This window comes from Conexibacter sp. S30A1 (assembly GCF_023330665.1).
Classification (GTDB): Bacteria; Actinomycetota; Thermoleophilia; order Solirubrobacterales; family Solirubrobacteraceae; genus Palsa-465.
This window is the reverse complement of sequence record NZ_CP097127.1, coordinates 2,042,505-2,066,740: the sequence shown is the minus strand read 5'-3', so window position 1 is coordinate 2,066,740 and position 24,236 is coordinate 2,042,505. Positions and strand designations below refer to the sequence as shown.

17 protein-coding genes are annotated in these 24,236 nt (G+C 68.0%); 9 read left to right on the top strand and 8 right to left on the bottom strand.

Annotated features, from left to right (window positions below; translation table 11 throughout):
* The first annotated feature begins 19 nt into the window (after window positions 1–19).
* The 6 genes from ettA (at window position 20) to M3M54_RS10075 (ending at window position 10,050) form a co-directional block, all read left to right on the top strand.
* Window positions 20–1,675, top strand: coding sequence for an energy-dependent translational throttle protein EttA (ettA, locus tag M3M54_RS10100; protein ID WP_249018917.1), 1,656 nt, complete (start codon window positions 20–22; stop codon window positions 1,673–1,675).
* Between the two features lie 6 nt (window positions 1,676–1,681).
* Window positions 1,682–3,640 (top strand): ABC transporter substrate-binding protein, encoded by a 1,959-nt coding sequence (locus M3M54_RS10095; protein ID WP_249018916.1) that lies wholly within the window; start codon window positions 1,682–1,684, stop codon window positions 3,638–3,640.
* A gap of 267 nt (window positions 3,641–3,907) precedes the next feature.
* Window positions 3,908–5,869: an ABC transporter substrate-binding protein gene (locus M3M54_RS10090; protein WP_249018915.1), complete on the top strand. Its 1,962-nt coding sequence runs from the start codon at window positions 3,908–3,910 to the stop codon at window positions 5,867–5,869.
* Between the two features lie 120 nt (window positions 5,870–5,989).
* Window positions 5,990–6,940 (top strand): ABC transporter permease, encoded by a 951-nt coding sequence (locus M3M54_RS10085; RefSeq protein WP_249018914.1) that lies wholly within the window; start codon window positions 5,990–5,992, stop codon window positions 6,938–6,940.
* Window positions 6,933–7,907 carry an ABC transporter permease gene (locus M3M54_RS10080; protein ID WP_249018913.1) on the top strand — a complete coding sequence of 325 codons (975 nt, stop codon included), beginning with the start codon at window positions 6,933–6,935 and terminating at the stop codon, window positions 7,905–7,907. Before M3M54_RS10085 ends, M3M54_RS10080 begins: the two co-directional genes overlap by 8 nt.
* Before the next feature lie 19 nt (window positions 7,908–7,926).
* Window positions 7,927–10,050 carry an ABC transporter ATP-binding protein gene (locus M3M54_RS10075; protein WP_249018912.1) on the top strand — a complete coding sequence of 708 codons (2,124 nt, stop codon included), beginning with the start codon at window positions 7,927–7,929 and terminating at the stop codon, window positions 10,048–10,050.
* On the opposite strand, the gene M3M54_RS10070 is transcribed toward M3M54_RS10075, so the two are convergent.
* Window positions 10,047–10,760, bottom strand: a complete 714-nt coding sequence (locus M3M54_RS10070; protein ID WP_249018911.1) for a haloacid dehalogenase-like hydrolase — start codon at window positions 10,758–10,760, stop codon at window positions 10,047–10,049. The genes M3M54_RS10075 and M3M54_RS10070 overlap by 4 nt on opposite strands.
* A 92-nt stretch (window positions 10,761–10,852) precedes the next feature.
* Between M3M54_RS10070 and M3M54_RS10065 the strand changes: the two genes are divergently transcribed.
* Window positions 10,853–12,565 (top strand): hypothetical protein, encoded by a 1,713-nt coding sequence (locus tag M3M54_RS10065; RefSeq protein WP_249018910.1) that lies wholly within the window; start codon window positions 10,853–10,855, stop codon window positions 12,563–12,565.
* Between the two features lie 54 nt (window positions 12,566–12,619).
* Complete coding sequence (locus M3M54_RS10060) at window positions 12,620–13,357, top strand: dienelactone hydrolase family protein (protein ID WP_249018909.1); 738 nt, start codon at window positions 12,620–12,622, stop codon at window positions 13,355–13,357.
* Between the two features lie 59 nt (window positions 13,358–13,416).
* On the opposite strand, the gene M3M54_RS10055 is transcribed toward M3M54_RS10060, so the two are convergent.
* The 4 genes from M3M54_RS10055 to typA all read right to left on the bottom strand — a co-directional run bounded on the left by M3M54_RS10055 (window position 13,417) and on the right by typA (window position 20,589).
* Window positions 13,417–14,475, bottom strand: coding sequence for a M42 family metallopeptidase (locus M3M54_RS10055; protein ID WP_249018908.1), 1,059 nt, complete (start codon window positions 14,473–14,475; stop codon window positions 13,417–13,419).
* Window positions 14,476–14,496: 21 nt separating this feature from the next.
* On the bottom strand, window positions 14,497–17,208 hold the full coding sequence (gene acnA, locus M3M54_RS10050) for an aconitate hydratase AcnA (protein WP_249018907.1): 2,712 nt from the start codon (window positions 17,206–17,208) through the stop codon (window positions 14,497–14,499).
* Between the two features lie 117 nt (window positions 17,209–17,325).
* The gene (locus M3M54_RS10045; protein WP_249018906.1) at window positions 17,326–18,522 is read right to left on the bottom strand and encodes a hypothetical protein; all 1,197 of its coding nucleotides are present in this window, start codon (window positions 18,520–18,522) and stop codon (window positions 17,326–17,328) included.
* A 234-nt stretch (window positions 18,523–18,756) separates the two neighbouring features.
* Window positions 18,757–20,589 (bottom strand): translational GTPase TypA, encoded by a 1,833-nt coding sequence (gene typA / locus M3M54_RS10040; RefSeq protein WP_249018905.1) that lies wholly within the window; start codon window positions 20,587–20,589, stop codon window positions 18,757–18,759.
* Between the two features lie 260 nt (window positions 20,590–20,849).
* Between typA and M3M54_RS10035 the strand changes: the two genes are divergently transcribed.
* Window positions 20,850–22,961: a prolyl oligopeptidase family protein gene (locus M3M54_RS10035; protein ID WP_249018904.1), complete on the top strand. Its 2,112-nt coding sequence runs from the start codon at window positions 20,850–20,852 to the stop codon at window positions 22,959–22,961.
* A gap of 141 nt (window positions 22,962–23,102) precedes the next feature.
* Here M3M54_RS10035 and M3M54_RS10030 read toward each other — a convergent pair whose 3' ends face one another.
* From M3M54_RS10030 to M3M54_RS10020, 3 genes are all read right to left on the bottom strand, one after another.
* A complete protein-coding gene (locus M3M54_RS10030) occupies window positions 23,103–23,471 on the bottom strand; it encodes a hypothetical protein (protein WP_249018903.1) in 369 nt (122 codons plus the stop codon).
* Entirely contained in the window at window positions 23,468–23,734 is a 267-nt protein-coding gene (locus tag M3M54_RS10025; RefSeq protein WP_249018902.1) for a hypothetical protein, read from the bottom strand. Before M3M54_RS10025 ends, M3M54_RS10030 begins: the two co-directional genes overlap by 4 nt.
* 273 nt (window positions 23,735–24,007) lie before the next feature.
* Window positions 24,008–24,211 (bottom strand): hypothetical protein, encoded by a 204-nt coding sequence (locus M3M54_RS10020; protein ID WP_249018901.1) that lies wholly within the window; start codon window positions 24,209–24,211, stop codon window positions 24,008–24,010.
* Between the last annotated feature and the right edge of the window lie 25 nt (window positions 24,212–24,236).

Genomic DNA, 24,236 nt, shown 5'->3' with positions numbered 1-24,236 from the left:
CTCGCTACCCTCGGGCGCGGTGTCCTCGCAGTACATCTACACGACCTACAGGCTCTCGCGCCGGCATCCACCGGACAAGCAGGTCCTCACTGACATCTCGCTGTCGTTCATGCCCGGCGCGAAGATCGGCGTGCTCGGTTACAACGGCGCCGGCAAGTCGACGCTGTTGCGGATCATGGCGGGCCTGGACCAGGACTACGACGGTCAGGCGCAGCTCGCGCCCGGCGCGACGGTGGGGCTGCTTGAGCAGGAGCCGCAGCTGGACCCGGATAAGGACGTGCGTGGCAACGTCGAGCAGGGTGTGGCGCAGACCAAGGCGCTGCTTGACCGCTTCAACGAGCTGGCGATGAACTACTCCGACGAGACCGCCGCCGAGTTCGCGCGGTTGCAGGAGCAGATCGACGCCGCCGACGCCTGGACCCTCGACACCAAGCTCGACTACGCGATGGATGCGCTGCGCTGCCCACCCGGCGACGCGGATGTGACCAAGCTCTCGGGCGGCGAGCGCCGCCGGGTCGCGCTCTGCCGGCTGCTGCTGTCCGAGCCCGACCTGCTGCTGCTCGACGAGCCGACCAACCACCTCGATGCCGAGTCGGTCGCCTGGCTGGAGCAGCACCTCAAGGATTACCGCGGCACGGTGGTCGCGGTGACCCACGACCGCTACTTCCTGGATAACGTCGCCGGCTGGATCCTCGAGCTGGATCGCGGTCGCGGCATCCCCTACCAGGGCAACTACACCGGCTGGCTCGAGCAGAAGCAGAAGCGGCTCGAACAGGAGGCGCGCAAGGATCTCGCGCGCGAGCGCACGATCAAGGAGGAGCTCGAGTGGGTGCGGATGAACGCGAGCGCCCGCCGCGCCAAGCCCAAGGCGCGCCTGAACGCCTACGAGGCACTGCTCGCGCAGGAGCGAAACGTCAAGCTCGACCAGGTGCAGATCCACATCCCGGCGGGCCCCAGGCTCGGTGACGTCGTGGTGGAGGCGCGCAACGTGCGCAAGGGCTTTGGCGAGAAGCTCCTGATCGATGACCTCAGCTTCAGCCTGCCGCCGGCGGCGATCGTCGGCGTGATCGGACCCAACGGTGCCGGCAAGACGACGCTGATGCGGATGATCACCGGCGCCGAGCAGCCGGACTCCGGCAGCTTCCGGGTCGGTGAGACCGTGCAGCTGGCCTACGTCGACCAGTCGCGCGACGCGCTGGACCCCGCCAAGACCGTCTGGGAGGAGATCTCGGGCGGCCTTGACCAGATGGTCCTCGGCGAGCGCACGGTCGCAAGCCGCGCCTACGTCGCTGGCTTCAACTTCAAGGGATCAGACCAGCAGAAGAAGGTCGGGGCCCTCTCCGGCGGCGAGCGCAACCGCCTGCACATGGCCAAGCTGCTCGCCTCCGGTGGCAACCTCCTGATCCTCGACGAGCCGACCAACGACCTGGACGTGGACACGCTGCGCGCGCTCGAGGAGGCGCTGCTCGCGTTCGCCGGCTGCGCGGTGGTCGTCTCCCACGACCGCTGGTTCTTGGACCGCATCGCCACGCACGTGCTCGCCTTTGAGGGCGACTCGCAGGTGCGCTGGTTCGAGGGCAACTTCGAGGCCTACGAGAGCTTCCGTCACGAGCAGCTCGGCGCCGAGGCGGACCGGCCGCATCGCCTCACCTACAAGAAGCTCGTGCGGAGCTGAAGCCGGATGCCGGGCGCGGGTCAGAGCGCCGGCCGGCGCCTTGGCGTCGCCCACAAGCCGCTGGTCGCCACGGCCCTGGCCGCCGCGCTGGCCGCGGCCGTGGCGGGCTGCGGCAGCGCGTCTGTGGCCGTGCGCCATGGCCATCACCATCACGCACCACGGATCGCGGGGATCGCTGGCACGCTGCCGGCTCGCGGGACGCCCCTGCGCGGCGGCACGATCACAGCCGGCCAGCTCGCCGGCCAGACACCCGCGCAGATCCTGCCGGTGGTCGGCGGCGCGGGCTGCACAACGCCGACGCTCGACTTCATCTCGCAGCAGTACGTGCCGCTCTACGCCGGGCCCAAAGGCGTCACGCCCGCGGTGAACGAGGCGCTGAGCGCGGCGCGGCTGCCGGTGTACTCAGACGGAGACCGCACGGTCACGATCACGCTCAAGCCGGGGTTGCGTTGGTCAGACGGAGCCCCCGTTGACGCGAGCGACCTGATCTTTGACATCGACCTCCTGCGGGCGGCGGTGAGCGCTTCGCCTGCAAACTGGTGCCAGTCTCAGGCCGGGCAGTTCCCCAGCGACGTGGCAGCTGTGAGCGCGCGCGGGCGACGCACGGTGGTGCTGACGCTCACCCACCGTGTGAATCCGGAGTGGTTCACCGCCGACCAGCTCGAGGACGTTGGTGCCGGGCTGTACCCGTTGCCAAGCACCGTGTGGAACGTCGATGCCACCGGCGGTGCGCACGTCACCACCTGGGCCAGCGACCCAGCCGCCGCGCTTGCGATCTTCAAATACCTGCAGGCTCAGGGCGCGGACACGGGTACGTTTGCCTCAAATCCCCTTTGGAAGGTGGTGGACGGGCCGTTTGAGCTGGCCTCGTTCAACGCCTCAAGCGGCGCCTACAAGCTGGTGCGCAACCCACGCTACGGGCTGCGGCCCCGACCGCTGCTTGCGGGCGTGTCGGTCAGGACCTACAGCGACCCGCAGGCGATGCTCGCGGCGCTGCGCACGGGCCGGCTCGAGCTCGGCTCGCTCGACCCGAGCACGCAGCTTTCCGCGATCGCCGGGCTCCGGCGTCACGGGCTTGACGTGTTCGGCGGGCCCGGGTGGGGCTGGTACGGCGGGGTCATCAACTTCAAGGACGCGACCGACGACTTTGACAGGGTCATCGCGCAGCCCTATATCCGTGGTGTGCTGGCCGAGCTGGTGGACCAGCCGCAGATCATCCGCAGCGTCTACCACGGCTGGGCGGTGCCCGAGCATGGGCCTGTGCCGGTGGCGCCACGCTCCCCGTACCTGAGCGCCTCGGCGACCAAGGTGCCGTGGCCCTACGATCCGGGCCGGGCGGTGGCGACCCTGCGCGCACACGGCTGGCGCGTGCGCCCGGGCGGGCGGACAACCTGCATCCGCCCGGGGGTCGGTGCCGGCGAGTGCGGCGCCGGGATCCCGGCCGGCACGCCGATCAGCTTCACCTGGGCCAACCTGTCGGCGTCGGTCTCGCCGATCGGCATCCGCGAGTCGCGGCTCTTCGCCGCGGACGCCAGGCAATACGCCGGCATAGATGTCAGATTTCTAACAGGCAGCTTCGGTGTGCTCACGGCCGACTACAACGATCAGGGCAGCGCCGCGGCGGCCGATCAGAACGCCTGGGGCGTCAACAACTTCGGCGGCGCGCTGACCGGCTACTACCCGACGCAGGCTGGACTGCTCGGTCCCGGTGGGGCGCTGAACCTCGGCGGCTATGGCGGGCGCCATGTGCGGGCGCTGCTTCAGGCGTCAATCGAGAGTGCCAGTCGCGGCGCGATCGGTCGCGAGGTCAGCTACCTGAGCCGAGTGTTTCCGGTGCTTTACATGCCCGACCAGGATTGGATCACGGTGGTTGCAGCCCGGCTGGGCGGCTCGGCCACGGCGTTTGCGGCGATGACCCAGCGCCAGTACTTCTTTGCGCTGCTCTACCGGGCCAGGCACCGCTGAGGACGCCGGCCAGCCTCAAACTTTCCGTATAAGTGGGCGCGCTGATCTTGGCCGATATGTACAAGCAAACGCGTCGACGGCCCCACATTGGTAGGTTGTTGGCTATACATGAAATTGCCGTCTGGTATGAGTCCATGCAGTTAGCTGCAGGTTAAGCGGCGAAAAATTGTGTAAAAACTGCTTCATCGTGCGCCACGCTATGGCCAGTACGCCATGGACCGGAGGCGTTCATTTCATCCCTAATCCATCCAAAGAGGGGAAGCTGTTATGAGGTTCATCCCTGATTCGCGCTCTGGCGCTGGCCGCCTCTGGCGACTGTCGGGTCTGGTGGCCGCCTTGGCCGCCATTGCCGCAGTCGCCGTCGCAGCGACCGGCCTGAGCAGCGCCAAGAACACAGCCAAGGCGGCGTCATCGTCGACGCTTGGCACGAAGGTCGAGTACGGCACGCTGATCAAGGGCAACCTGCCCAAGAACGGCAAGCCCGCCCACGGCGGCGTCATCACTGTCGGTCAGCTGACGGGCTCCACACCCACGGGCATCAACCCGATCATCGCCAGCGCGCAGTGCAGCACGTTCACGTTCAACCTGGCGACGTCGCTGTTCATCCCGCTCTACTACGGGCCCAACGGCGCCAAGCCGGCGATCAGCGAGGCACAGAGCGCGGCTTACATGCCCGTCTACACAAACCACAACAGGACGGTCACGATCCGTGTCAAGCCGGGCCTGAAGTGGTCAAACGGCGCGCCGGTCAACGCCGAGGATGTCGCCTTCGACTACTACCTCACCAAGGCCGCGACCAACGCCTCGCCGGCCAACTGGTGCCAGTACGCGTCGCCGACCGAGTTCCCCTACAACGTCAAGAGCCTCAGCTACCACGGCAACGTGCTGGTGATGCACCTGACGCACCCGGTCAACCCGACCTGGTTCACCGACAACCAGCTCCAGGACACAAACGGCGGCCTCTACCCGCTGCCGGCGACCTCGTGGGACGTCAACTCAAGCGGCCAGAAGCTGACCGACTGGGCGACCAACACGGCCGACGCGACGGCGATCTGGAACAACCTCAACACGCTCGGCACCAACCTGTCTGACTTCATGAACCCGCTCTGGCAGACGGTTGACGGGCCTTACAAGCTGAAGAGCTTCAACACGGTGAACAGCTCGTTTGTGCTGACGCCCAACCCGCGCTACGGCCTGAAGCCAAAGCCGACCGCGACGCTCGACTTCAACACCTACACGAGCTCCACGGCCGAGCTGAACGCGCTCAAGGCCGGGTCGCTTGACATTGGTGGACTCGACGCCGGCACCCAGCTCGGGGCGATCCCGCAGTTGGAGCGCGACGGCTACAGCATCTACGGCGGCCCAGGTTGGGGCTGGTTCGGTGGGTTCTACAACTTCAAGGACAAGACCGACCACTTCAACAAGGTCATCGCGCAGCCATACATCCGTGGCGTCTTTGCGCAGCTGACCAACGAGCCGGCTATCACCAACGACATCTACCACGGCTGGGCGGTCCCGACCGGCGGGCCGGTGGCGCCGTACCCGAAGTCGCCGTTCGTTCCGAGCGTCGCCACCAAGTCGCCTTGGCCCTACAACCCCAAGGCCGCGGTCGCCACGCTGAAGGCGCACGGCTGGAACGTCAAGCCGAACGGTACGACGACGTGCGCCAAGCCGGGCGCGGGCCCGCACCAGTGCGGCGCCGGCATCCCGAAGGGCACGCCGATCTCGTTCACCTGGGCGAACCTCCCGTACGCGGAGTCCTCGACCGGTGTGCTCGAGTCTGAGGCGTTCTCCTCCGAGGCCAAGAAGGCCGCCGGAATCAACGTGAAGTTCGTGACGAAGTCCTTCACGATCCTCACCTCCGACTACAACAACCAGGTCCCGGCCGGCAAGCAGTACGTCAACGACTGGGGTGTCAACAACTACGGCGGCATCTTCGTCGACTACTACCCGACGCAGGACGGCGTGATGAACACGACCGGCTCGCTGAACGTCGGCTACTACAACAGCCCGGAGGCCAACCGGCTCATGATCCACTCGATCACGAGCCCGAGCGCCGCTGCGATCGCGAAGGAGGTTGCCTTCTTCTCCAAGCAGCAGCCGGTGCTGTACTTCCCGGTTCCTGACGCGATCAGCGTGATCTCAAGGAAGGTCGGCGGTACGACCGGCGCCTTCCTCGCGCTGACTCAGCAGCAGTTCAACGCGGCTGGGTTCTGGGTCAACAAGTAGTGAACGAGCGGGCAGTTGCCTGAAGGCAATGAGCGGGTTGGACCGGGCCACTGGCCCGGTCCAACCCGCAGCCCGTATCGACTCCTCGATCCAACTTCTCGCACTAACATCTGAGCACCGATGATCGGCTACATCATCCGTCGCCTGCTGACCGCGGTCATCGTGGTGATCGGCGTTGCCGCGATCACCTTCGCGATGCTGCACTACGTGGCGCCATCGCCGGTCTACATCGTTCTCGGCACCAAGGCCACGCACCGCGCGATTGAGGTCTGGAACCGTCAGCACGGCTACGACCGGCCCGAGATCATCCAGTTCCTCAGCTACCTGAACAACCTCATCCATCTGAACTTCGGCTACGCCTACAAGTTCAGCCAGTCGGTGTCGGCTCTCTTCAAGGAGAACGCTGGGCGCAGCGCCTACCTATCGGGGACCGCGCTGGTGCTCTCGCTGATCATCGCCCTGCCGCTCGGCGTCGTGCAGGCCGTAAAGCGCAACAGCCCCGGCGACTACGCGGCCACCGCAGTCAACTTCACGCTCTACTCGATGCCGTCCTTCTTCCTGGGGCTGATCCTGATCCAGGTCTTCGCGCTTGACCTCGGCTGGTTCCCGCCGGGCGTCAGTGACACGGTCACCAGCACCTTCAGTGCGATCACGCACGTGCGGCAGCTGTTCTTGCCGATCATCACGCTGGCGCTGCTGAACGTGGCTGCCTTCAGCCGCTACATGCGCTCGGCCGCGCTCGATGAGCTCGCCCAGGACTACATCCGCCTGGCTCGCGCGAAGGGGCTCTCGGAGCGCCGCGTGCTCGTGCGCCATCTGCTGCGCAACGCCAGCCTCTCCACGATCACGCTGATCGGGCTGTCGGTGCCGAGCCTGCTGGCGGGCAACCTGCTGATCGAGATCCTCTTCAACTATCCCGGCCTGGGACTGCTCTTCTACAACGCGCTCACCAACCTCGACTACAACGTGATGATCGCCTACACGCTGCTCGGCGCGATCCTGACGGTGCTCGGCAACCTGCTGGCCGACATCACGATCGCGGCCGCCGACCCGAGGGTCCGCCTTGGCTGAACCCCAGGACATCAGTGCGGTCGGCTTCGGCGAAGACCTCGGACAGGGAGTTGCGCTGATCCCCGCCCCGTCGGGCGGCCTGCACCAGCTCGTCCCGGACGCCGGCGATGTGTACGCCACATCCAGTGGCTGGCGGCTTGCCTGGCGCGAGTACGCGAGCAACAAGCTCGCCCTGATCGCGCTCGCGCTGCTCATCCTGGTCGTGCTCTTCTGTTTCGTCGGGCCGATCTTCTACCACAGCAATCAGACGCTCTCAAATCCGCTTGATCAGACGCAGCCGCCGAGCGCCGCGCACCTGCTCGGCACCGACGAGAACGGCTTTGACGAGCTGGGACGGCTGATGCTCGGCGGCCAGTCGGCGCTTGAGATCGGTGCCTATGCCTCGCTGGTGGCGATCGTGATCGGGACGCTCTACGGGGCGATCGCCGGCCTTGTCGGTGGCGTGCTCGACGCGGTGCTGATGCGCTTTGTCGACGTGCTGTTGTCGATCCCGTTCCTGATCGTGGTCCTGGTGCTCGCCACCAAGTACAGCGGCACCGTGCTCGACATCAGCCTGGTGCTCGGCATCTTCTCCTGGCTCGTGCCCTCGCGCCTGGTGCGCGGCGAGGTGCTCACGCTGCGCACGCGCGACTTCGTCATCGCCGCGCAGACGATGGGCGCAAACCGCCGGCGCGTGATCTTCAGGCACCTGATCCCGAACGCGATGTCGGTGACGATCGTCAACATCACGTTCCTGATCGCCGACTCGATCCTCGCGCTGGCACTGCTCGGGTTCATCGGCTTCGGACTGCAGTTCCCCAACACCTCGTGGGGAGACATGCTCGGCAACGCCCAGACCTACGTGACCAACGGCGAGTGGTGGCTTGTGTACCCCGTGGGTGGGCTGCTCGTGATCGTGGTGCTGTGCTTCAACATCATCGGCGACGCGCTGCGCGACGCTGTCGACGTGCGGCTGCGCCGCCGCTGACCGGAGAGCCAGAGAGCGCATGGCGAGCCCAGCACTGAAGGTCCACGATCTCACCACCGAGATCCAGCTCTCGCGTGCGACCGTGCACGCGGTCGGCAACGTCGATCTCGAGATCGCCGAGGGCGAGACGCTTGGCCTGGTGGGCGAGTCGGGCTCGGGCAAGTCGATTCTCGGTCTCTCGATCCTCGGGCTCTTGCCAAACGGCGGACATGTGACCGGAGGCTCGATCAAGCTCTACGACCGCGAGCTGGTCGGTATGAAGCCACGCGAGCTGCGCGAGATCCGCGGCAACGACATCGCGATGATCTTCCAGGACTCGCTCTCCTCGCTGAATCCGACCAAGTCGATCGGCGAGCAGGTCGCGGAGCCGGTGCGCCTGCACCGCGGCGCGAGCCGCAAGGAGGCCTTTGACCGCGCGCTCGAGGTGCTCGAGCTGGTCGGTCTGCCGCGCCCCAGGGAGCGAATGGCCGACTATCCCCACCAGCTCTCCGGCGGCCTGCGCCAGCGCGTGATGATCGCGATCGCGCTCTCCTGCGAGCCGAAGGTGCTGCTCGCCGACGAGCCCACAACGGCGCTGGATGTGACGATCCAGGCGCAGATCCTGAAGGTGCTGGACGACCTGGAGCAGCGCCTGGGGATGGCGACGCTTTTGGTCACCCACGACATGGGCGTGGTCGCCGGCCGCTCGAAGCGGATCAATGTGATGTACGCCGGGAGGATCGTCGAGACCGCCCCCAGCGAGGAGCTCTTCACGGCGATGCGCCACCCCTACACGCAGGCGCTGCTCGGCTCGATCCCGCGGCTCGAGTCCGACGCGAGCAAGCCGCTGCTCTCGATACCGGGTCTGCCACCCGACCTGACCCATCCGCCGACCGGCTGCCGTTTCGCAGCGCGCTGTCGCTTCGCAACCGACCAGTGCCGGGCCCAGGAGCCACCGCTGACCGGCTCCGGCGACCACCAGTTCGCCTGCTGGAACCCAGTCGAAGGACCCGCGATCATCACGGTTGTCAGACCCACCGCCAGCTCTGCGCCGGCCGGCACCGTGGTGGCTTCGGTGATCAACGAGCCCGCGCCTGCCGTCAGCGCCCCGTCGAGCAACGGCAGCGCGCCGCTGCTCGAGTTGGTGGACGTGGTCCGCGAGTATCCGGTTACGGCGGGCGCGCTGCTCAAGCGCAAGGTCAACTCCGTCAAGGCCGTGTCCAACGTCAGCCTCTACGTCAATCCGGGTGAGTCCTTTGGTCTGGTGGGCGAGTCCGGCTGCGGCAAGACCTCGCTGGGCAAGCTGATCGTCGGGATCGAGAAGCCCGACGGCGGCCATGTCAAGGTCAACGGCGAGGAGCTCTTCAGAAAGCGCGGAGGCGAGCTGCGCAGGGCGCGTCGTGTTGTGCAGATGATGTTCCAGGACCCGTATGGGTCGCTTGACCCGCGCATGCGCGTGCGCTCGATCCTGCGTGAGCCGATGCAGATCCAGGGAATCGGCTCGACCAAGGACCAGGACAAGCGCGTGCGTGAGCTGCTCGGCGAGGTCGGACTGCCGGTCAACGCGCTTGAGCGCTATCCGCACGAGTTCTCCGGCGGTCAGCGGCAGCGGATCGCGCTGGCGCGTGCGCTGGTGCTGGAGCCCAAGATCATGGTCGCCGACGAGCCCGTCAGCGCGCTGGACGTGTCGATCCGCTCGCAGGTGCTCAACCTGATGAAGCGCCTGCAGGCCGAGCACGGCATGGCGTCGATCGTGATCTCACACGATTTGGCCGTCGTCAAGTACCTGTCGGATCGCATCGGCGTCATGTACCTCGGCCGGCTGGTCGAGCTCGGCACCGGCGACGACATCTACCGCCGGGCCGCGCACCCCTACACGGACGCGCTGATCAAGACGATCCCGGTGCCCGATCCGGCGATCGAGAAGGCCAAGACCGAGGTTGGGATCCGCGGCGAGCTGCCGAGCCCGATCGACCCGCCATCGGGCTGCCGCTTCCGCACACGCTGCCCGTTGGCGCAGGAGATCTGCGCAGAGGTGGAGCCGCCGATGCGCCGCTTCAGTCCTAGCCACCAGGCCGCCTGCCACTTCCCGTTGCAGACGCCGGAGCCCGAGACGGCCGCTGCCAACGGCGCCACCTCCGCGGCGGCAACCGGCGTCAGCTAAAGCCCACGCTCGCCGGCCCCCAGGGCCGCGATCGCGGCCCCCAGCTCATCCGTTCTCTCGGCCACGGCGTCGGCGTCAAGCAGCTCCTCGCGTGCGTGCGGCCCCGTGGTCACCGCGATGCAGCGCAGCCCGTCAGCGCGTGCGCAGGCGATGTCGCGCGGCGTGTCGCCGATCACGAGCGTGCGCTCGCGCGGCCACGAGCGCATGAGACCGGCCGCCTGTCCCGCGCGGCGGCGAGCGATCGGTGGGAGCGCGGTGCGGTCCTCGGCGTCCGAGCCAAAGCCCCCCTGGCCCGGCGCAAACCAGCGCGAAAGGCCGGCGGCACGCAGCTTGCGTCGCGCGACCGGCTCGAAGTTGCCGGTCACAAGCGCCAGGTGCCAGGCGCCCGACGTGCTCAGTGACTCAAGCAGCTCCGGTATCCCGGGCACGACCTTGGCCGTAAGGTCGGGCGGGCAGAGTTCGGCGTAGATGCGGCAGCAGGCGTCGCGCACGGCCTGCGCGCGCGCGTCGATCCGTGCCGCTGACACGCCCGCCGCCAGGAGCTGCAGGCGCGCGATCTCGCCGTCGGTCCGCCCCGCCGCTGAGCCCTCCAGGCGCGCGGCCGAGAGATCGACTCCATGCACCTGCTCGATCGCTGTGATCAGCGCCGTGGCATGCTCGCCGGACGCGCGCTGCAGCAGGGTTCCGTCGATATCGAAGAGCAGGAGCATCGGGTTCAATGGCGTGTCGGGGTGCATGACAGCATGTGTGCCCTTAGCTCAAATTACATCGACCGGGTACATTTTCAGCGCCCGAGGATTAGATGAGCGCCACCCCCTTTGAAGAGACCCCGGAGCGCGCCGGCCGCGGAGCGTTGATCAAGCGAATCCCGCGCCCTGCGCTTCAGTGGTTGTGGTGGGCGCCGGTGGCGCTCGGTGGCCTCTACGTGGTCCTGATCCTCGGAAGCCTGCGGCGCATCCTGGACAGCGTCTGGCTCTCAAGCGACGCTGACATCGACGCGGTGCTCGCGCACATGAGCATCCACGCGCCCGCCAATGCGCTGCTGACGACCGGCGACTACGCCCACTACGAGACGATCGCGTTCACGCTGCTGACACGCTCGTGGCCGCTCTACCGCGAGCTCTGGGTGCTGGCCCCCGTTTTCTTCGCGGTTGTTGGCCTGGCGGCTGTGCTGTGGTCAACGGCGCGCGCGTTTGGCCGCTGGCCCGCGGCGATGGTGGGTGCGGCGCTGGTCTGCTTCGGTGGCGGTGGTATCGCGCGCGCCTGGGACGGCGGCCTGGCGACGATCTTCGCGACCGACGCGCACGCGAACACGCTGATCACCGCCGCGTGCGTGGGGGCGGCGCTCGTCTGGATCGTGCCGCGGGTCGCGATCTTGCCGAACGACCGTCTGATGGCGGCGGCGATCGGCCTGGGCTTCCTGGGAGGCCTGCCGCTGGCCGGTGACAGCCTCTACCTGGCCTGGGGGGTGGCGCCGCTCGTGGCTGTGACCGTGCTTGCGGCCTGGCGCGGCCCGCAGGACGGCGCTAGGCGGGTGGTCGCCTTCGGCCTTGGCACGGTCGCGTGCACCTATCTGACGGCGTTCGTCTTTGCGGCGGTCATGCACGGCGACGGCATCAGGGCCTTTGGCCCCTCGCACCGCGGCTTTCTCACCTTCGCCACGCCTCACGGCCTGATCACCAACCTCACGACGCTGCTCAAGGCGCTGCCGATGCTGACCGCCGGCGACTTCTACGGAAAGCTTGCGGGCGTGCGCGCCGAGCTGCAGTTCGTGAGCGCCGCGCTGCTCTTCGCCGCGCTTGTGGCCGCCATCTGGTCGGTGCGCCGGCGCGTGGAAAACGCGCTGCCGCGGGTCAGTGGGGGTGGCGATGTGGTCGGCGAGCGCTTCGTGCACACGACCTACTGGATCACCGTGCTGGGCGCCGGGCTCACCGTCTTCATGATCGGCACGCCAAACCCGTTCACCACCGACGGCCGCTACCTGCTCGGACCCTACGTCGCGGTCGCGGCGCTGCTGCCGCTGATGCTCGAGCGCGGCCTGGGCTGGAAGCTGATCGTCTCAGCCGGCGTGTCGCTGTACGCGTTCAGCGCGATCTACCAGTTCGGTGGCGGCGTCAAGGAGATGGCGCACGGCTACGAGACGGCCGGTGTCGCACACGCGCTGGCCGCCTACGCCCGCAAGGAGGACGTGGCGGTCGGCTACGGCTACTACTGGAACTCGATCGACCTGATGTGGGAGTCCAACTTCAAGGTCAAGGTCTATCCGATCCAGCGCTGCAAGCACAACGGCGCCGAGCTGTGCACGTTCCGGGAAATCTCCATCTCCAGCTGGGACCGGCCGATCCCGAACGTGCGCAGCATGCTGGTCGCCAACCCCACCGCTGCCCAGGTGCGCGCACCCGAGGCCGCGTTCGGCACACCGCTTGCGACCCAGCGCATCGGCAACCTCGAGATCTACGTCTACCCCTACGACATCGCCAGCAAGCTCGGCCACGAGGCTGGCCTGACGTTGTAGGCCTTCCGGCGCCCGACCGACGCTCCATCGCCACGGCTCTGCCAAGCTAGGCCCATGACAAGCTCAATGATTGATGTCACCACTCCCGACGGAGTCGCTGACTGCTACCTCGCTCGCCCAGACGACGACGGACATCACCCCGGTGTGCTGTTCGTGATCGACGCGATCGGCCTGCGTCAGCGGATCAAGGATATGGCCGACCGTATCGCCGCCCAGGGCTACGTGGTGCTGGCCCCCAACGCCTTCTACCGTGATGGCCGCGCGCCCATCTGGCCGCCGGCGCGGCTGGAGGACCCGGAGGCGCGCGCCGAGTTCTTCAAGACGCTTCAGCCGATCATGGCAAAGCTCACACCGCAGGCAGCCGTCTCTGACGGTGGCGCCTACCTGGCTAAGCTGGGCGAACTCACCGACGGCAAGGTCGGGATCACCGGCTACTGCATGGGCGGCCGCGTCGGCTGGCAGATCGCCGCCTCCTATCCCGATCGGGTGGCGGCGCTGGGCGGCTTTCACACCGGCGGCATGGTGACCGACGGGCCCGACAGCCCGCACCTGCGTGCACCGGAGGTCAAGGCGACCGTCTACTGGGGCTTTGCCGACAACGACCAGAGCATGACGGCCGAGCAGATCGCCACCCTGAACGCGGCGATGGACGCGGCCGGCATCAGCTACACCAGCGAGGTGTATGAGGGCGCGATGCACGGTTACACGATGTCCGACATGGGCGCCTACAACGAGGCGGCCGCCGAGCGCCACTTCAACGCGCTCTTTGACCTGCTGAGCCGCACGCTCTGAGGCCGTGCCGGTGCCGCTGCGCGGAGCGGGCCGCTGCCCGCTCCGCGCGCCGTGGCGCTTCAGCGAGCGAAGGCCTCGCCGGGCGTGAGCCGCATCGCGAACGCCGCCAGCAGCGCCGCGGTGTGCTCGATGTCGTCGATGCAGACCGTCTCGACGGCCGAGTGCATGTAGCGCAGCGGCACCGACGCCAGGCCCGTGGGGATCCCGGCGCGGCTGATCGTGAAGGCGTCGGCGTCGGTGCCGGTCGAGCGGGCGCTCGAGGAGAGCGTGTGACCGATGTTCTCGGCCGTCGCCGCATCCTCCAAGAGATCAGAGACCCGCGGGTGAAGCAGCGAACCGCGCTCGATCACCGGTCCGGTGCCGAGCTTGTGGTGGGTGTCCTGCCCGACCTCCGAGCCGGGCGTGTCGTTTGCGTGCGTGACATCGATCACGATCGCCACGTCCGGACGGTGGCGAAAGGCCGCGGTCTTGGCGCCCTGCAGGCCGATCTCCTCCTGCACGACTGCCATCGCCAGCACGTCACCGGGGGCGCCGCCTCGCTCCGCGACGAGCTGCGCTGCGCGCGCGGCGACGTAGCAGCCGACGCGGTTATCGAGCGCGCGCGAGACCATGCGGTTGTTGGGCAGCTCAAGCGGCGCCACGTCGATCACGCCCATGTCGCCGATCCGCACCAGCGCTTTGGCCTCATCGCCCGAGGCCGCACCGATGTCGATGTGCAGGCCCTTCAGCTCGGGCGCCTGCTTGCGTTCCTCGGCGTCCATGACGTGGATCGCCTTGCGGCCGATCACGCCGCGCACCTCGCCGCCACGGGTGGACAGGACCACGCGCTGGCCGACCAGCTGCACCGGGTCCCAGCCGCCGACCTGGCCGAAGCGCAGGAAGCCCTCGTCGTCGATGTGGGTGATGTGCAGGCCGATCTCGTCGATGTGGCCCACCAGCGCGAGCGTCGGCCCGCCGCCGGTGCCGGGCACGCGTGCCCACGAGGAGCCGTTCACGTCAACGCCCGTCTCGGCCGCGAACGGCTCACAGTGCTCGCGCCACAGCGCGGCGGCGCGGGCCTCCTGGCCGGACGGTCCTGCGACGCGCACGAGCGCGTCCAACATCGTTGGAATTGCCATCGGGTCTCTCCTATCGGGTTGTCAGAGCAGCTGGCGCAGTACGTAGGGCAGGATGCCCCCGTGCCGGTAGTAGTGCTGCTCCATGGGTGTGTCAATGCGTACGGTGACGGTGAACTGGCGCTCGTCGGCGTGCACGGTCAGCTCGCGCGGGATGTCCTGATCGCCGGCGATGCCGTGGATCGCGTAGTGCTCGTGGCCCGTGAGGCCGAGCGTCTCGACGCTCTCGCCCTCGGCGAACTGCAGCGGCAGAACGCCCATCCCGACGAGGTTCGAGCGGTGGATGCGCTCGAAGCTCTCGGCGATCACGGCGCGCACGCCGAGCAGCCTGGTGCCCTTCGCGGCCCAGTCGCGCGAGGAGCCCGAGCCGTACTCCTTGCCGGCCAGGATGATCAGCGGTATCTGCTGTTCGATGTAGCGCATCGCGGCGTCGTAGATCGGCAGCTGCTCGCCCGAGCCGTCACCCAGATAGAGGGTGACGCCGCCCTCGGTGCCCGGTGCCAGGCGGTTGCGCAGACGGATGTTGGCGAAGGTGCCGCGCATCATCACCTCATGGTTGCCACGCCGCGAGCCGTAGGAGTTGAAGTCGGCTGCCTCGACGTGGTGTGCGTTGAGGTACTGCGCCGCGGGACCGCCGGGCTTAATCGACCCGGCCGGTGAGATGTGGTCGGTGGTGACGCTGTCGCCCAGGATCGCGAGCACCCGTGCGCCATTGATGTCCTCCGCCGGTGCCGGAGTGCGCTGCAGGTGCTCAAAGAATGGCGGGCGGCGCACGTAGGTCGAGCGCTCATCCCAGGCGTAGAGCTCGCCCTCGGGGACCTCGAGGCTGTTCCAGCGCTCGTCGCCGTCAAAGACCTCCCCGTAGCTCTTGCGGAACATGTCTGACTGGACCGCCTCGCCGACCACCTGCGCGACCTCCACTGAGCTCGGCCAGATGTCGCGCAGGTACACCTCCTGACCGTGGCGGTCGGTCCCGAGCGGCTCGGAGTAGAGGTCCACGTCCATGCTGCCGGCGATCGCGTAGGCCACGCACAGTGGTGGCGAGGCGAGGTAGTTCATCTTCACATCCGGGTTGATGCGCCCCTCGAAGTTGCGGTTTCCAGACAGCACGCTGACGACCGCGAGGTCAGCCTCGCCGACTGCCTTTGAGACCTCGGGCGGCAGCGGGCCGCTGTTGCCGATGCAGGTGGTGCAGCCGTAGCCCACGAGGTTGAAGCCGAGCGTGTCCAGGTACTCGGTCAGTCCGGCGCGGTCCAGGTACTCGCTGACCACCTTCGAGCCCGGCGCGAGCGAGGTCTTGACCCACGGCTTGACGCTCAACCCGCGCTGCACGGCGTTGCGCGCCAACAGGCCGGCGGCGACCATCACCGACGGGTTTGAGGTGTTGGTGCAGCTGGTGATCGCGGCGATCACCACATGCCCGTGGTTGAGTTCGGTGACGGTGCCGTCGGCGAGCGTCACCTTGACGGTGGTGTCCAGGGCCGTCTGCGTGGACGCCTGACCGGCGCCTGCGCCAGCGGGCGCGGGCGCCGCGGGAACGTAGTCGGTGAGCGCCCGCTCGAAGCTCTGCCTGGCGTCGCTCAGCGCGATCCGGTCCTGCGGCCGCCGCGGGCCGGCGATGCTCGGCACCACGCTCGCCAGGTCGAGCTCGAGCATGTCGGTGAAGGTCGGCTGTTCGGAGTGCTCGTCATGCCAGAGGCCGTTGGTGCGGGCGTAGGCCTCGACCAGCTGCACCTGGTGCTCCGGCCGGCCGCTGAAGCGCAGGTAGCGGATCGTCTCTGAGTCGATCGGGAAGATCGCGCAGGTCGAGCCGAACTCCGGCGACATGTTGCCGATCGTCGCGCGGTCGGCCAGCGGCAGGCCGGAAAGGCCCGAGCCGAAGAATTCGACGAACTTGCCGACCACGCCGCGCGCGCGCAGCATCTCGGTCACGGTCAGCACCAGGTCGGTCGCCGTTGCGCCCTCCGGCAGCTGCCCGTGCAACCGGAAGCCGATCACCTGCGGGATCAGCATCGACATCGCCTGGCCGAGCATCGCCGCCTCCGCCTCGATCCCGCCCACGCCCCAGCCGAGCACGCCCAGGCCGTTGACCATCGTGGTGTGCGAGTCGGTGCCGACCAGCGTGTCCGGGTAGGCGAGCCTGCGGTCGCCGTCTTCGGCGACGAACACCACCCGCGAGAGGTATTCGAGGTTGACCTGGTGCACGATGCCGGTGTCCGGCGGCACCACCTTGAAGTTCTCAAAGGCACCCTGCCCCCAGCGCAGGAACGTGTAGCGCTCGCGGTTGCGCTTGAACTCGAGCTCGGCGTTGTGCGCGAAGGCGCGCGGCGTGCCGAACTCGTCGACCTGCACCGAGTGGTCGATCACGAGCTCCGCCGGGACCAGCGGGTTGATCTTCTCGGGGTCGCCGCCCAGCTCCCTGATCGCGTCGCGCATCGCCGCGAGGTCCACGACCGCCGGCACACCGGTGAAATCCTGCATCACCACGCGGGCGGGGGTGAACGCGATCTCGGTGGACGGCTCCGCCTTTGCGTCCCAGCGCGCGAGCGCCTCGATATCGGCCGCGCGCACCGCCACGCCGTCCTCGTTGCGCAGCAGGTTCTCGAGCAGGATCTTCAGCGAGAACGGCAGCCGCGCCACGTCAAAGCGCGACTGCAACGCATCGATGCGGTAGATCTCATAGCGCTCGCCACCAACGTCCAGGTCGGCCCTTGCGCCGAAGCTGTCGATAGACATTTCAAACTCCTCAGGTCTCAGTGATCAGCGGGACCGTGCGGACACGGCCCACAGAGAGACTCTAGTTACTGCCAGCGCCTGGCGTGCGCGGGCGGCTTGGTCGGGCCGGGGAGCGCCCTACAGGCCGACTGGGTGGCGCACCACGAAACCGGCGAACTCGCCGCCCCCGCGCGCCCAGCGCGTGCCGGTCTCGGCCAGTGCGACTGTGTCAAAGCGCCAGCCGGCGATCTCCATCCACACGTGCCCGGCGTTGGCGTAGATCGTCACCCACTGGCCGGGCCCCGGGTCACCGTAGCTCTCAAACCAGCCCGAGACCTCGGGTGAGCTGAGCAGCCCGGCGGCGTTCAGGACGAAGCTGACCGAGCCCGAGCAGTCGTAGCCGAGCGCCTGGAAGGAGGCGTGGCCGCCGCCCCAGATGTAGGGCAGCGTGGCGATCGCGTTGCCTGCGGCGATCATCTCCTGGACCGCCTGCGGCGCGCCGGGCGGCGCCTGCACCATGCTGCCGGTGTTGACCGCCACGCCGCCGGCCTGCTGGTTGACCTGCACGGAAGCCTTGGCGGCCGACTCTGCGGCGGCGCGTGCGGCCGCCGCCTGGATCGCGGCGTACTTCTTCTGCAGCGAGGCGACGTGCGCCTGCACGTCGGCCAGGCGTCCCCTGGTGTTGGCACGGGCGGTCTGCTCGTCGATCTGCTGCTTGACGAGCGCCGCCTCGATCGTTGACTCCTGGCTCTGCTGCGCGAGGATCTGGTTGGTGAGGGTGCGGTCGTTCTCCTCGAGCGCGCCGAGCGCCAGTGCCTCGTGCTGCACGCGGGTGCGGGCGACCTGCATGACCTTGACCATCTCGGCGTCAGAGTGCTGGGCGTCCTTGAGGTAGCTGACCTGGCTGAGCAGGTTGGAGAAGCCGTTGGCGTTCAGGACGACGTCCACCAGGTTCGGGGTGCCCTGCTCGTACTGGGAGCGCAGGTTCGCGGCCAGGTAGTTGGCGGCCACGTGCAGCTTGTCTTCCAGTGCCAGCAGCTGGTCGCGCGCACTCATCAGCCGCTGCTGCACGCTGCGCAGCTGCGCCTCGCGCTGGTAGACCTGCGACTGGATGCTCGCCAGCTGCGCTTGGGCGGCCGCGACGCCGCCGCTGGTCTTCTCGATCTGCGCGGTTTCTGCGTTGATCTGTGCCTGCAGCGACGCGGCCGTGGATTTGCCTGAGTTGATCTGGTTCTGGATGCCGGCGAAGCTCGTGGCGATCATCGTCGCGCCCAGCAGCGCGCAGGCGAGCGCCGAGGCGAGCATCAGGCGCTTTATGTGGCGGAAGATGGGCATCCAGGCAGAGCTTGCTGTGGTCGATGCGATCAACGACCCAGGTGACGCGCCGACGCGTCGCCTGGGGCTCGATCGCCCCCTTCATTGCCGTACCGGGCGGCGGCGGCGCCTACCTTACACGCCGGTCCTTTCAGGCCACCTAAACCGGCGGCCATGCAAGAGATCCTGCAAAGCGGGAAATTTGGTGGATTCGTGTGACCGGTGGCGCTGCTTCAGTGCCGCCGGCGGCGGCGGTCAGCTGTCGCTGCGCTTGCGCGCCCGTGCCGCCTTGACGCGCGCGGTCTGCTCGAGCACGGTCTTTCGCAGGCGCACGTTGAGTGGTGTCACCTCGACGCACTCGTCCTCGCGCAGGAACTCGAGCGCCTGGTCGAGCGACAGCTCGCGCTTGGGCACGAGCCGCACCAGCTCGTCGGCCGTGGAGGAGCGCATGTTGGTCAGGTGCTTCTCCTTGACGGCGTTGACGTCGAGGTCCTCGGCGCGCGCGTTCTCGCCCACGATCATGCCCTCGTAGACCTCCTCGCCTGGTGAGACGAACAACGAGCCACGCTCCTGCAGGTTGAAGAGCGCAAACGCCGCCACCCTGCCGCGACGGTCCGCGACCAGCGAGCCGGTGCCGCGCGTGCGGATATCACCCTGCCACGGCTCCCAGCGGTCAAAGACGTGGTGCACCAGGCCGGTGCCGCGGGTCTCGGTGAGGAACTCGGTGCGGAAGCCGATCAGCCCGCGTGCCGGGACGATGTACTCCATCCGCACCCAGCCGGTGCCGTGGTTGACCATCTGCTCCATGCGGCCCTTGCGCAGCGCCAGCATCTGCGTGATCACGCCCACGTACTCCTCTGGCGCATCCACGCTCATGCGCTCCATCGGCTCGTGCAGCTTGCCGTCGATCTCGCGCGTGACGACCTGCGGCTTGCCGACCGTCAGCTCGAAGCCCTCGCGGCGCATCACCTCGACCAGCACCGCCAGCGCCAGCTCGCCGCGACCCTGGACCTCCCAGACATCGGGCCGCTCGGTCTCGCTGATGCGCAGCGACACGTTGCCCACCAGCTCGCGCTCGAGTCGCGCCTTCAGCTGTGAGGCGGTCAGCTTGTCCCCGTCCTGGCCGGCGAGCGGCGAGTCGTTGGTGCCGATCGTCACCGACAGCGACGGCTCATCGACGGTGATCGGCGGCAGCGGCCGCGGATCCTCGGGGTCCGAGAGCGTGTCGCCGATCGTGATCTCCGGGATGCCGGCCAGCGCGATGATGTCGCCCGCGCGCGCCTCCTCGGCGCTCACGCGCTCGAGTGCCTCGGTCAAATAAAGCTCGGTCACCCTCACGCGCTCCACCGAGCCGTCGGCGCGGCACCAGGCGACCGTCTCGCCGCGGCGGATCACGCCCTGGTGTACGCGGCAGATCGCGATCCGCCCCACGTACGGGGAGGCGTCGAGGTTGGTCACGTGCGCCTGCAGCGGCGCCTCCGGGTCGTACTCGGGGGCGGGAATGTGCTCGACCAGCAGCTCGAGCAGCGGCCCCAGGTCGCTCCCCGGAACGTTCATATCGAGCGTCGCGGTGCCCGCCTTGGCGTTGGTGTAGACGATCGGAAAGTCGATCTGCGACTCGTCGGCCTCGAGGTCCAGGAAGAGCTCATAGACCTCGTCGATCACCTCGGCGATGCGCGCGTCCGGGCGGTCGATCTTGTTGATCACGAGGATCACCGGCAGCCGCGCCTCGAGTGCCTTGCGCAGCACAAAGCGGGTCTGTGGCAGCGGCCCCTCGGAGGCGTCGACCAGGAGCAGCACGCCGTCCACCATCGTCAGCCCACGCTCGACCTCGCCGCCGAAGTCGGCGTGCCCGGGCGTGTCGATGATGTTCAGCTTGATCTCGCCGTAGCGCACCGCCGTGTTCTTGGCGAGGATCGTGATCCCCTTCTCGCGCTCCAGGTCCATCGAGTCGAGCACCCTGTCGGCCACGTCCTGGTTTGAGCGGAACGCGCCCGACTGCCAAAGCAGCGCGTCGACCAGCGTCGTCTTGCCATGGTCGACGTGCGCGACGATCGCGAGGTTGCGGATATCGGAGCGGCTGGCCATACGGCCCGCCACTGTAGAGGTAAGCTGCATTGATCCTGTTTAGAGGGGGCGCGGCCGCTTGGTTTGCGCTGCTTGCCGGGCTGAGAATCGTGAGGACATGAAGTTCTGCGTCGGCTGAGCGCCCCGCTGCACTTGGCCGGCGAGCTCTGAAACCTGGCGCCTGAGAGCAGGGCAGTGGCTGGCCCTGCAGTTCGTTGCGGGCAGGGAACCCGCGTATAGACTGCTGAGCGCGTGGCAAGGCTTGGAATCAGCAGACGCCTGTGACAGTAAATCCGCTCGCGCTGGCCCACCGCGTCGACCAGGTGGACGATTATCACGGCGAGCTGGTGGCCGATCCGTACCGCTGGCTGGAGGACACGAATGCGTCACAGACCCGAGCCTGGGTCGACGCTGAGAACATGCTCACCGAGGAGTGGCTGTCTCAGGTCAAGGCGCGCGAGGAGATCGGCCGGCGCCTCTCGGAGCTGTGGGATTACGCCAGGTTCACGGCACCCTTCAAGCGCGGCGAGCGCTGGTTTCAGCTGCGCAATAGCGGCCTTCAGAACCAGGACGTTCTCCACGTGATGGACGGTCCCGAGGACGCGGGGCGGGTTCTGCTTGACCCGAACGAGCTGTCGTCCGACGGTACGGTCGCTATGACCTCGTTTGACGTGACCGAGGACGGGACGCTCGTCGCCTACGCCACGAGTGCCGCCGGGTCGGACTGGATGACCTGGAGGGTTCGCGAGGTAGCATCAGGCCAGGACCGGCCGGATGTCGTTGAGTGGTCAAAGCACTCGCGCGCGGCTTGGCTGAGGGACGGATCGGGCTTCTACTATGGGGCCGTCGACCCGCCCGAGCCGGGTGCTGAGTACCTGGAAGCGACGAGTTCCCAGAAGGTCTGGTTTCACCGGCTTGGGACGCCGCAGAGCGAAGACGAGCTCGTCTTCGAGGCTCCCGATCAGCCCGAGTGGATCCCCCAAGCCGTCGTGAGTGACGACGGGCGCTTCGTCGTGATCTCGATCTTCGAGGGGACCGCCCCCGAGGCGCAGCTGCGCGTGCTCGACCGCGAGGACCCGCCGAGGGGGCTGCAGCCGCTCGTGGCCGACTTCGCCTCGAAGGTGAGCTACATCGCGAACTTCGGAGACACCTTCTATCTGCTAACGGATGACGGAGCGGAGCGCCAGCGGATCGTCGCCGTCGACCTCGATAACCCTGCGCGGGAGCGGTGGCGCGAAGTGATCCCGGAGTCGCGCGACCTGCTTCGCGCCGCGCGCCACTGCGGCGGCCAGCTCGTCTGCCATTACCTGAAGGACGCCTGCTCGAGGCTGGCGGTGTTCCGGTTCGACGGCTCCCATGTGCGTGATCTCCCGCTCCCCGCGGTCTCTTCGCTGCTTGCCGACTACGACGCTCCCGGATTCGAGGGCAATCCGGACAGTGACGAGCTGTACTTCGTAGTCACCTCGTTCACCGACTCGGGCTCCCTGTGGGAGCACGATCTGGCCGGCGGCGAAACGCGGCTGCTCAGGGGTCCGGCCGCATCCATCGATCCGCGGACGCTCGTCAGCGAGCAGGTGTTTATCACCGCCGACGACGGCGTGTCGATCCCACTCTTTCTCACGCGTCGACGCGATGTGGACCCGAACGGGCACGTCCCCACTCTGCTCTACGGTTACGGTGGCTTCGACGTCCCCCTGACCCCGCAGTTCAGCGTCGAGTGGGCCACCTTTGTCGAGCGAGGGGGCCTCCTGGCTGTGGCGGTCCTGCGGGGCGGGGGAGAGTATGGGCGCTCGTGGCACAGGGCGGGGATCCTCGCGAACAAACAGCGGGTCTTCGACGACTTCTGTGACTGCGCCCGGTGGCTCGTCAGCTCGGGATGGTCGCGACCCGACCGGATTGCGATCAATGGGGCCTCGAACGGTGGCCTTTTGGTCGGCGCCTGCTTCACCCAGCAACCGGAGCTGTTCGGCGCCGCCGTGGCAGAGGTTGGCGTGCTGGACATGCTGCGCTTTCACCGCTTCACGATCGGGTGGGCGTGGAAGAGTGACTACGGTGACCCCGACGACCCCGAGCAGTACCGGTGGCTGCGCGCCTACTCGCCGCTGCACAACGTCCAGCCCGGCTGGCGCTACCCGCCGATCCTGATCACGACCGGCGACCACGATGACAGGGTCATCCCGGGGCACTCGTTCAAGTTCGCAGCCACCCTGCAGGCCGCTGCCGGTAGCCACGAGGAGGCTTCCTCCGCGCCGCCCGCTGTGGTCCTGCTACGAACCGAGACCTCGGCCGGCCACGGCCACGGCCTTCCGACCACGAAGGCGATAGCCAAGGCGACCGACGTGCTGGCCTTCATCGAGGGCACAGTTGGCGGCGGGGCGACGGCGCCACGGTAGCCGCCCCGCTGGCATCAGTCATCGCCCCGCTCGCCCCGCGTTGCCTGCTCAACAGCAGGCAACGCACGCTGCTCGCGCAGAGGACCTGTTAGGGACGACTCTGCTTGACCACCCCGATCTGCGTTCAGTCACCGGCCTCGATCAGGCCGGGATGACGTCGACATGGCGGCCCGCTGCGGTCGCCAGCACATCGGCGTCCGAGGTGAGGATCGTGTCGCCGTCGTGGGCGAGCAGCACGAGCGCCGCGTCGATCACGTCGTCACCGCCGGTCCGCGCCAGCAGCGCGCCGCTCGCTCGCCCGAGCTCCTCGTCGAGGTGGACCACCACTGCGGTCGCAAGCCACATCGCGAGCCTCGCCTGGCGCGCGCCGCCACGCCAGACCTGCCCGACGATGCCGCCATGGGTCATCGGTGCGCTGCCGAGTGCTCGCTGGCGCTTCAGCCGCCGGTTCGCCGCCGGATCGCCACGCTCCAGCGCGACAAACGCACCCGCATCGAGGAGCAGTGTCACCGTGGTCGCACGTGGATCGCCCTGGCCTGCAGCTCGCGCTCGGCGGCGATCATGTCGGCTTCGGTGATCTCGCCATGCTCGGCCTCGTACTCCGCGATGACCGCATCCATAGCCCGCAGCTTCTCGTCGCGCTTGAGCGCCGCCCGCAGGGCCGTGTTGACCCAGGCGCTGAGGCTCTCGGCGCGGCCGTCCGCCACCACCTGGTTGCCGAAGCGCACCAGCTCCGCGTCCACCGTGACCGCAAGGCGTTCCTTGGGGCTCATACTTTCGTGCTACCAGCGTGCCACGCCAGTCGCGCGCCTCGTGCCCTCGGTCGGGCCGGTGAGCCGGCCAGCGGGCCGGCTCAGCGGAGTAGACGCGGTCAACGAGCTGTAGGGCGGGCTCGCATCCCTGCGAGTCCGCCCTACACGTTGCCCTGCCATCACTTCATCCGTGAGGTTTCCCTCACCGCCGCTTGAACCGGCCCCGCTGGCCCCCGCCGGTCCAAGCGCTTCGTGGGCCGGACCACCCAGACCGCCCACCAAGATTTGCGGTTCTCAGAGCGAGACGCGTGGGACCGGTGCCTGCTTGCGTGCCGCGCCGGCCGAGCGCCTGTGCAGCATGAGCCGGATGATCCGTGGGGCCTGCCGGTCCGAACGCGGCCCATGTTCAGCGGACCAGGCGGCGGGACGCTGCTCGAGGGCGGCTCGGTGCAGCTCGGTCTGGTGGGCGGCGGCTTGGATGCGGATCATGTTGTCCATCTCTATTCACCCCTGATTGCTGCTG

Coding starts and splice junctions, on each gene's coding strand:
- typA (WP_249018905.1), bottom strand. CDS start 20,589: ATGGCCAGCCGCTCCGATATCCGCAACCTCGCGATCGTCGCGCACGTC.
- M3M54_RS10060 (WP_249018909.1), top strand. CDS start 12,620: ATGACAAGCTCAATGATTGATGTCACCACTCCCGACGGAGTCGCTGAC.
- M3M54_RS10025 (WP_249018902.1), bottom strand. CDS start 23,734: ATGAGCCCCAAGGAACGCCTTGCGGTCACGGTGGACGCGGAGCTGGTG.
- M3M54_RS10055 (WP_249018908.1), bottom strand. CDS start 14,475: ATGGCAATTCCAACGATGTTGGACGCGCTCGTGCGCGTCGCAGGACCG.
- M3M54_RS10070 (WP_249018911.1), bottom strand. CDS start 10,760: ATGCTCCTGCTCTTCGATATCGACGGAACCCTGCTGCAGCGCGCGTCC.
- M3M54_RS10065 (WP_249018910.1), top strand. CDS start 10,853: ATGAGCGCCACCCCCTTTGAAGAGACCCCGGAGCGCGCCGGCCGCGGA.
- M3M54_RS10085 (WP_249018914.1), top strand. CDS start 5,990: ATGATCGGCTACATCATCCGTCGCCTGCTGACCGCGGTCATCGTGGTG.
- M3M54_RS10020 (WP_249018901.1), bottom strand. CDS start 24,211: ATGGACAACATGATCCGCATCCAAGCCGCCGCCCACCAGACCGAGCTG.
- M3M54_RS10090 (WP_249018915.1), top strand. CDS start 3,908: ATGAGGTTCATCCCTGATTCGCGCTCTGGCGCTGGCCGCCTCTGGCGA.
- M3M54_RS10095 (WP_249018916.1), top strand. CDS start 1,682: ATGCCGGGCGCGGGTCAGAGCGCCGGCCGGCGCCTTGGCGTCGCCCAC.
- M3M54_RS10045 (WP_249018906.1), bottom strand. CDS start 18,522: ATGCCCATCTTCCGCCACATAAAGCGCCTGATGCTCGCCTCGGCGCTC.
- M3M54_RS10075 (WP_249018912.1), top strand. CDS start 7,927: ATGGCGAGCCCAGCACTGAAGGTCCACGATCTCACCACCGAGATCCAG.
- acnA (WP_249018907.1), bottom strand. CDS start 17,208: ATGTCTATCGACAGCTTCGGCGCAAGGGCCGACCTGGACGTTGGTGGC.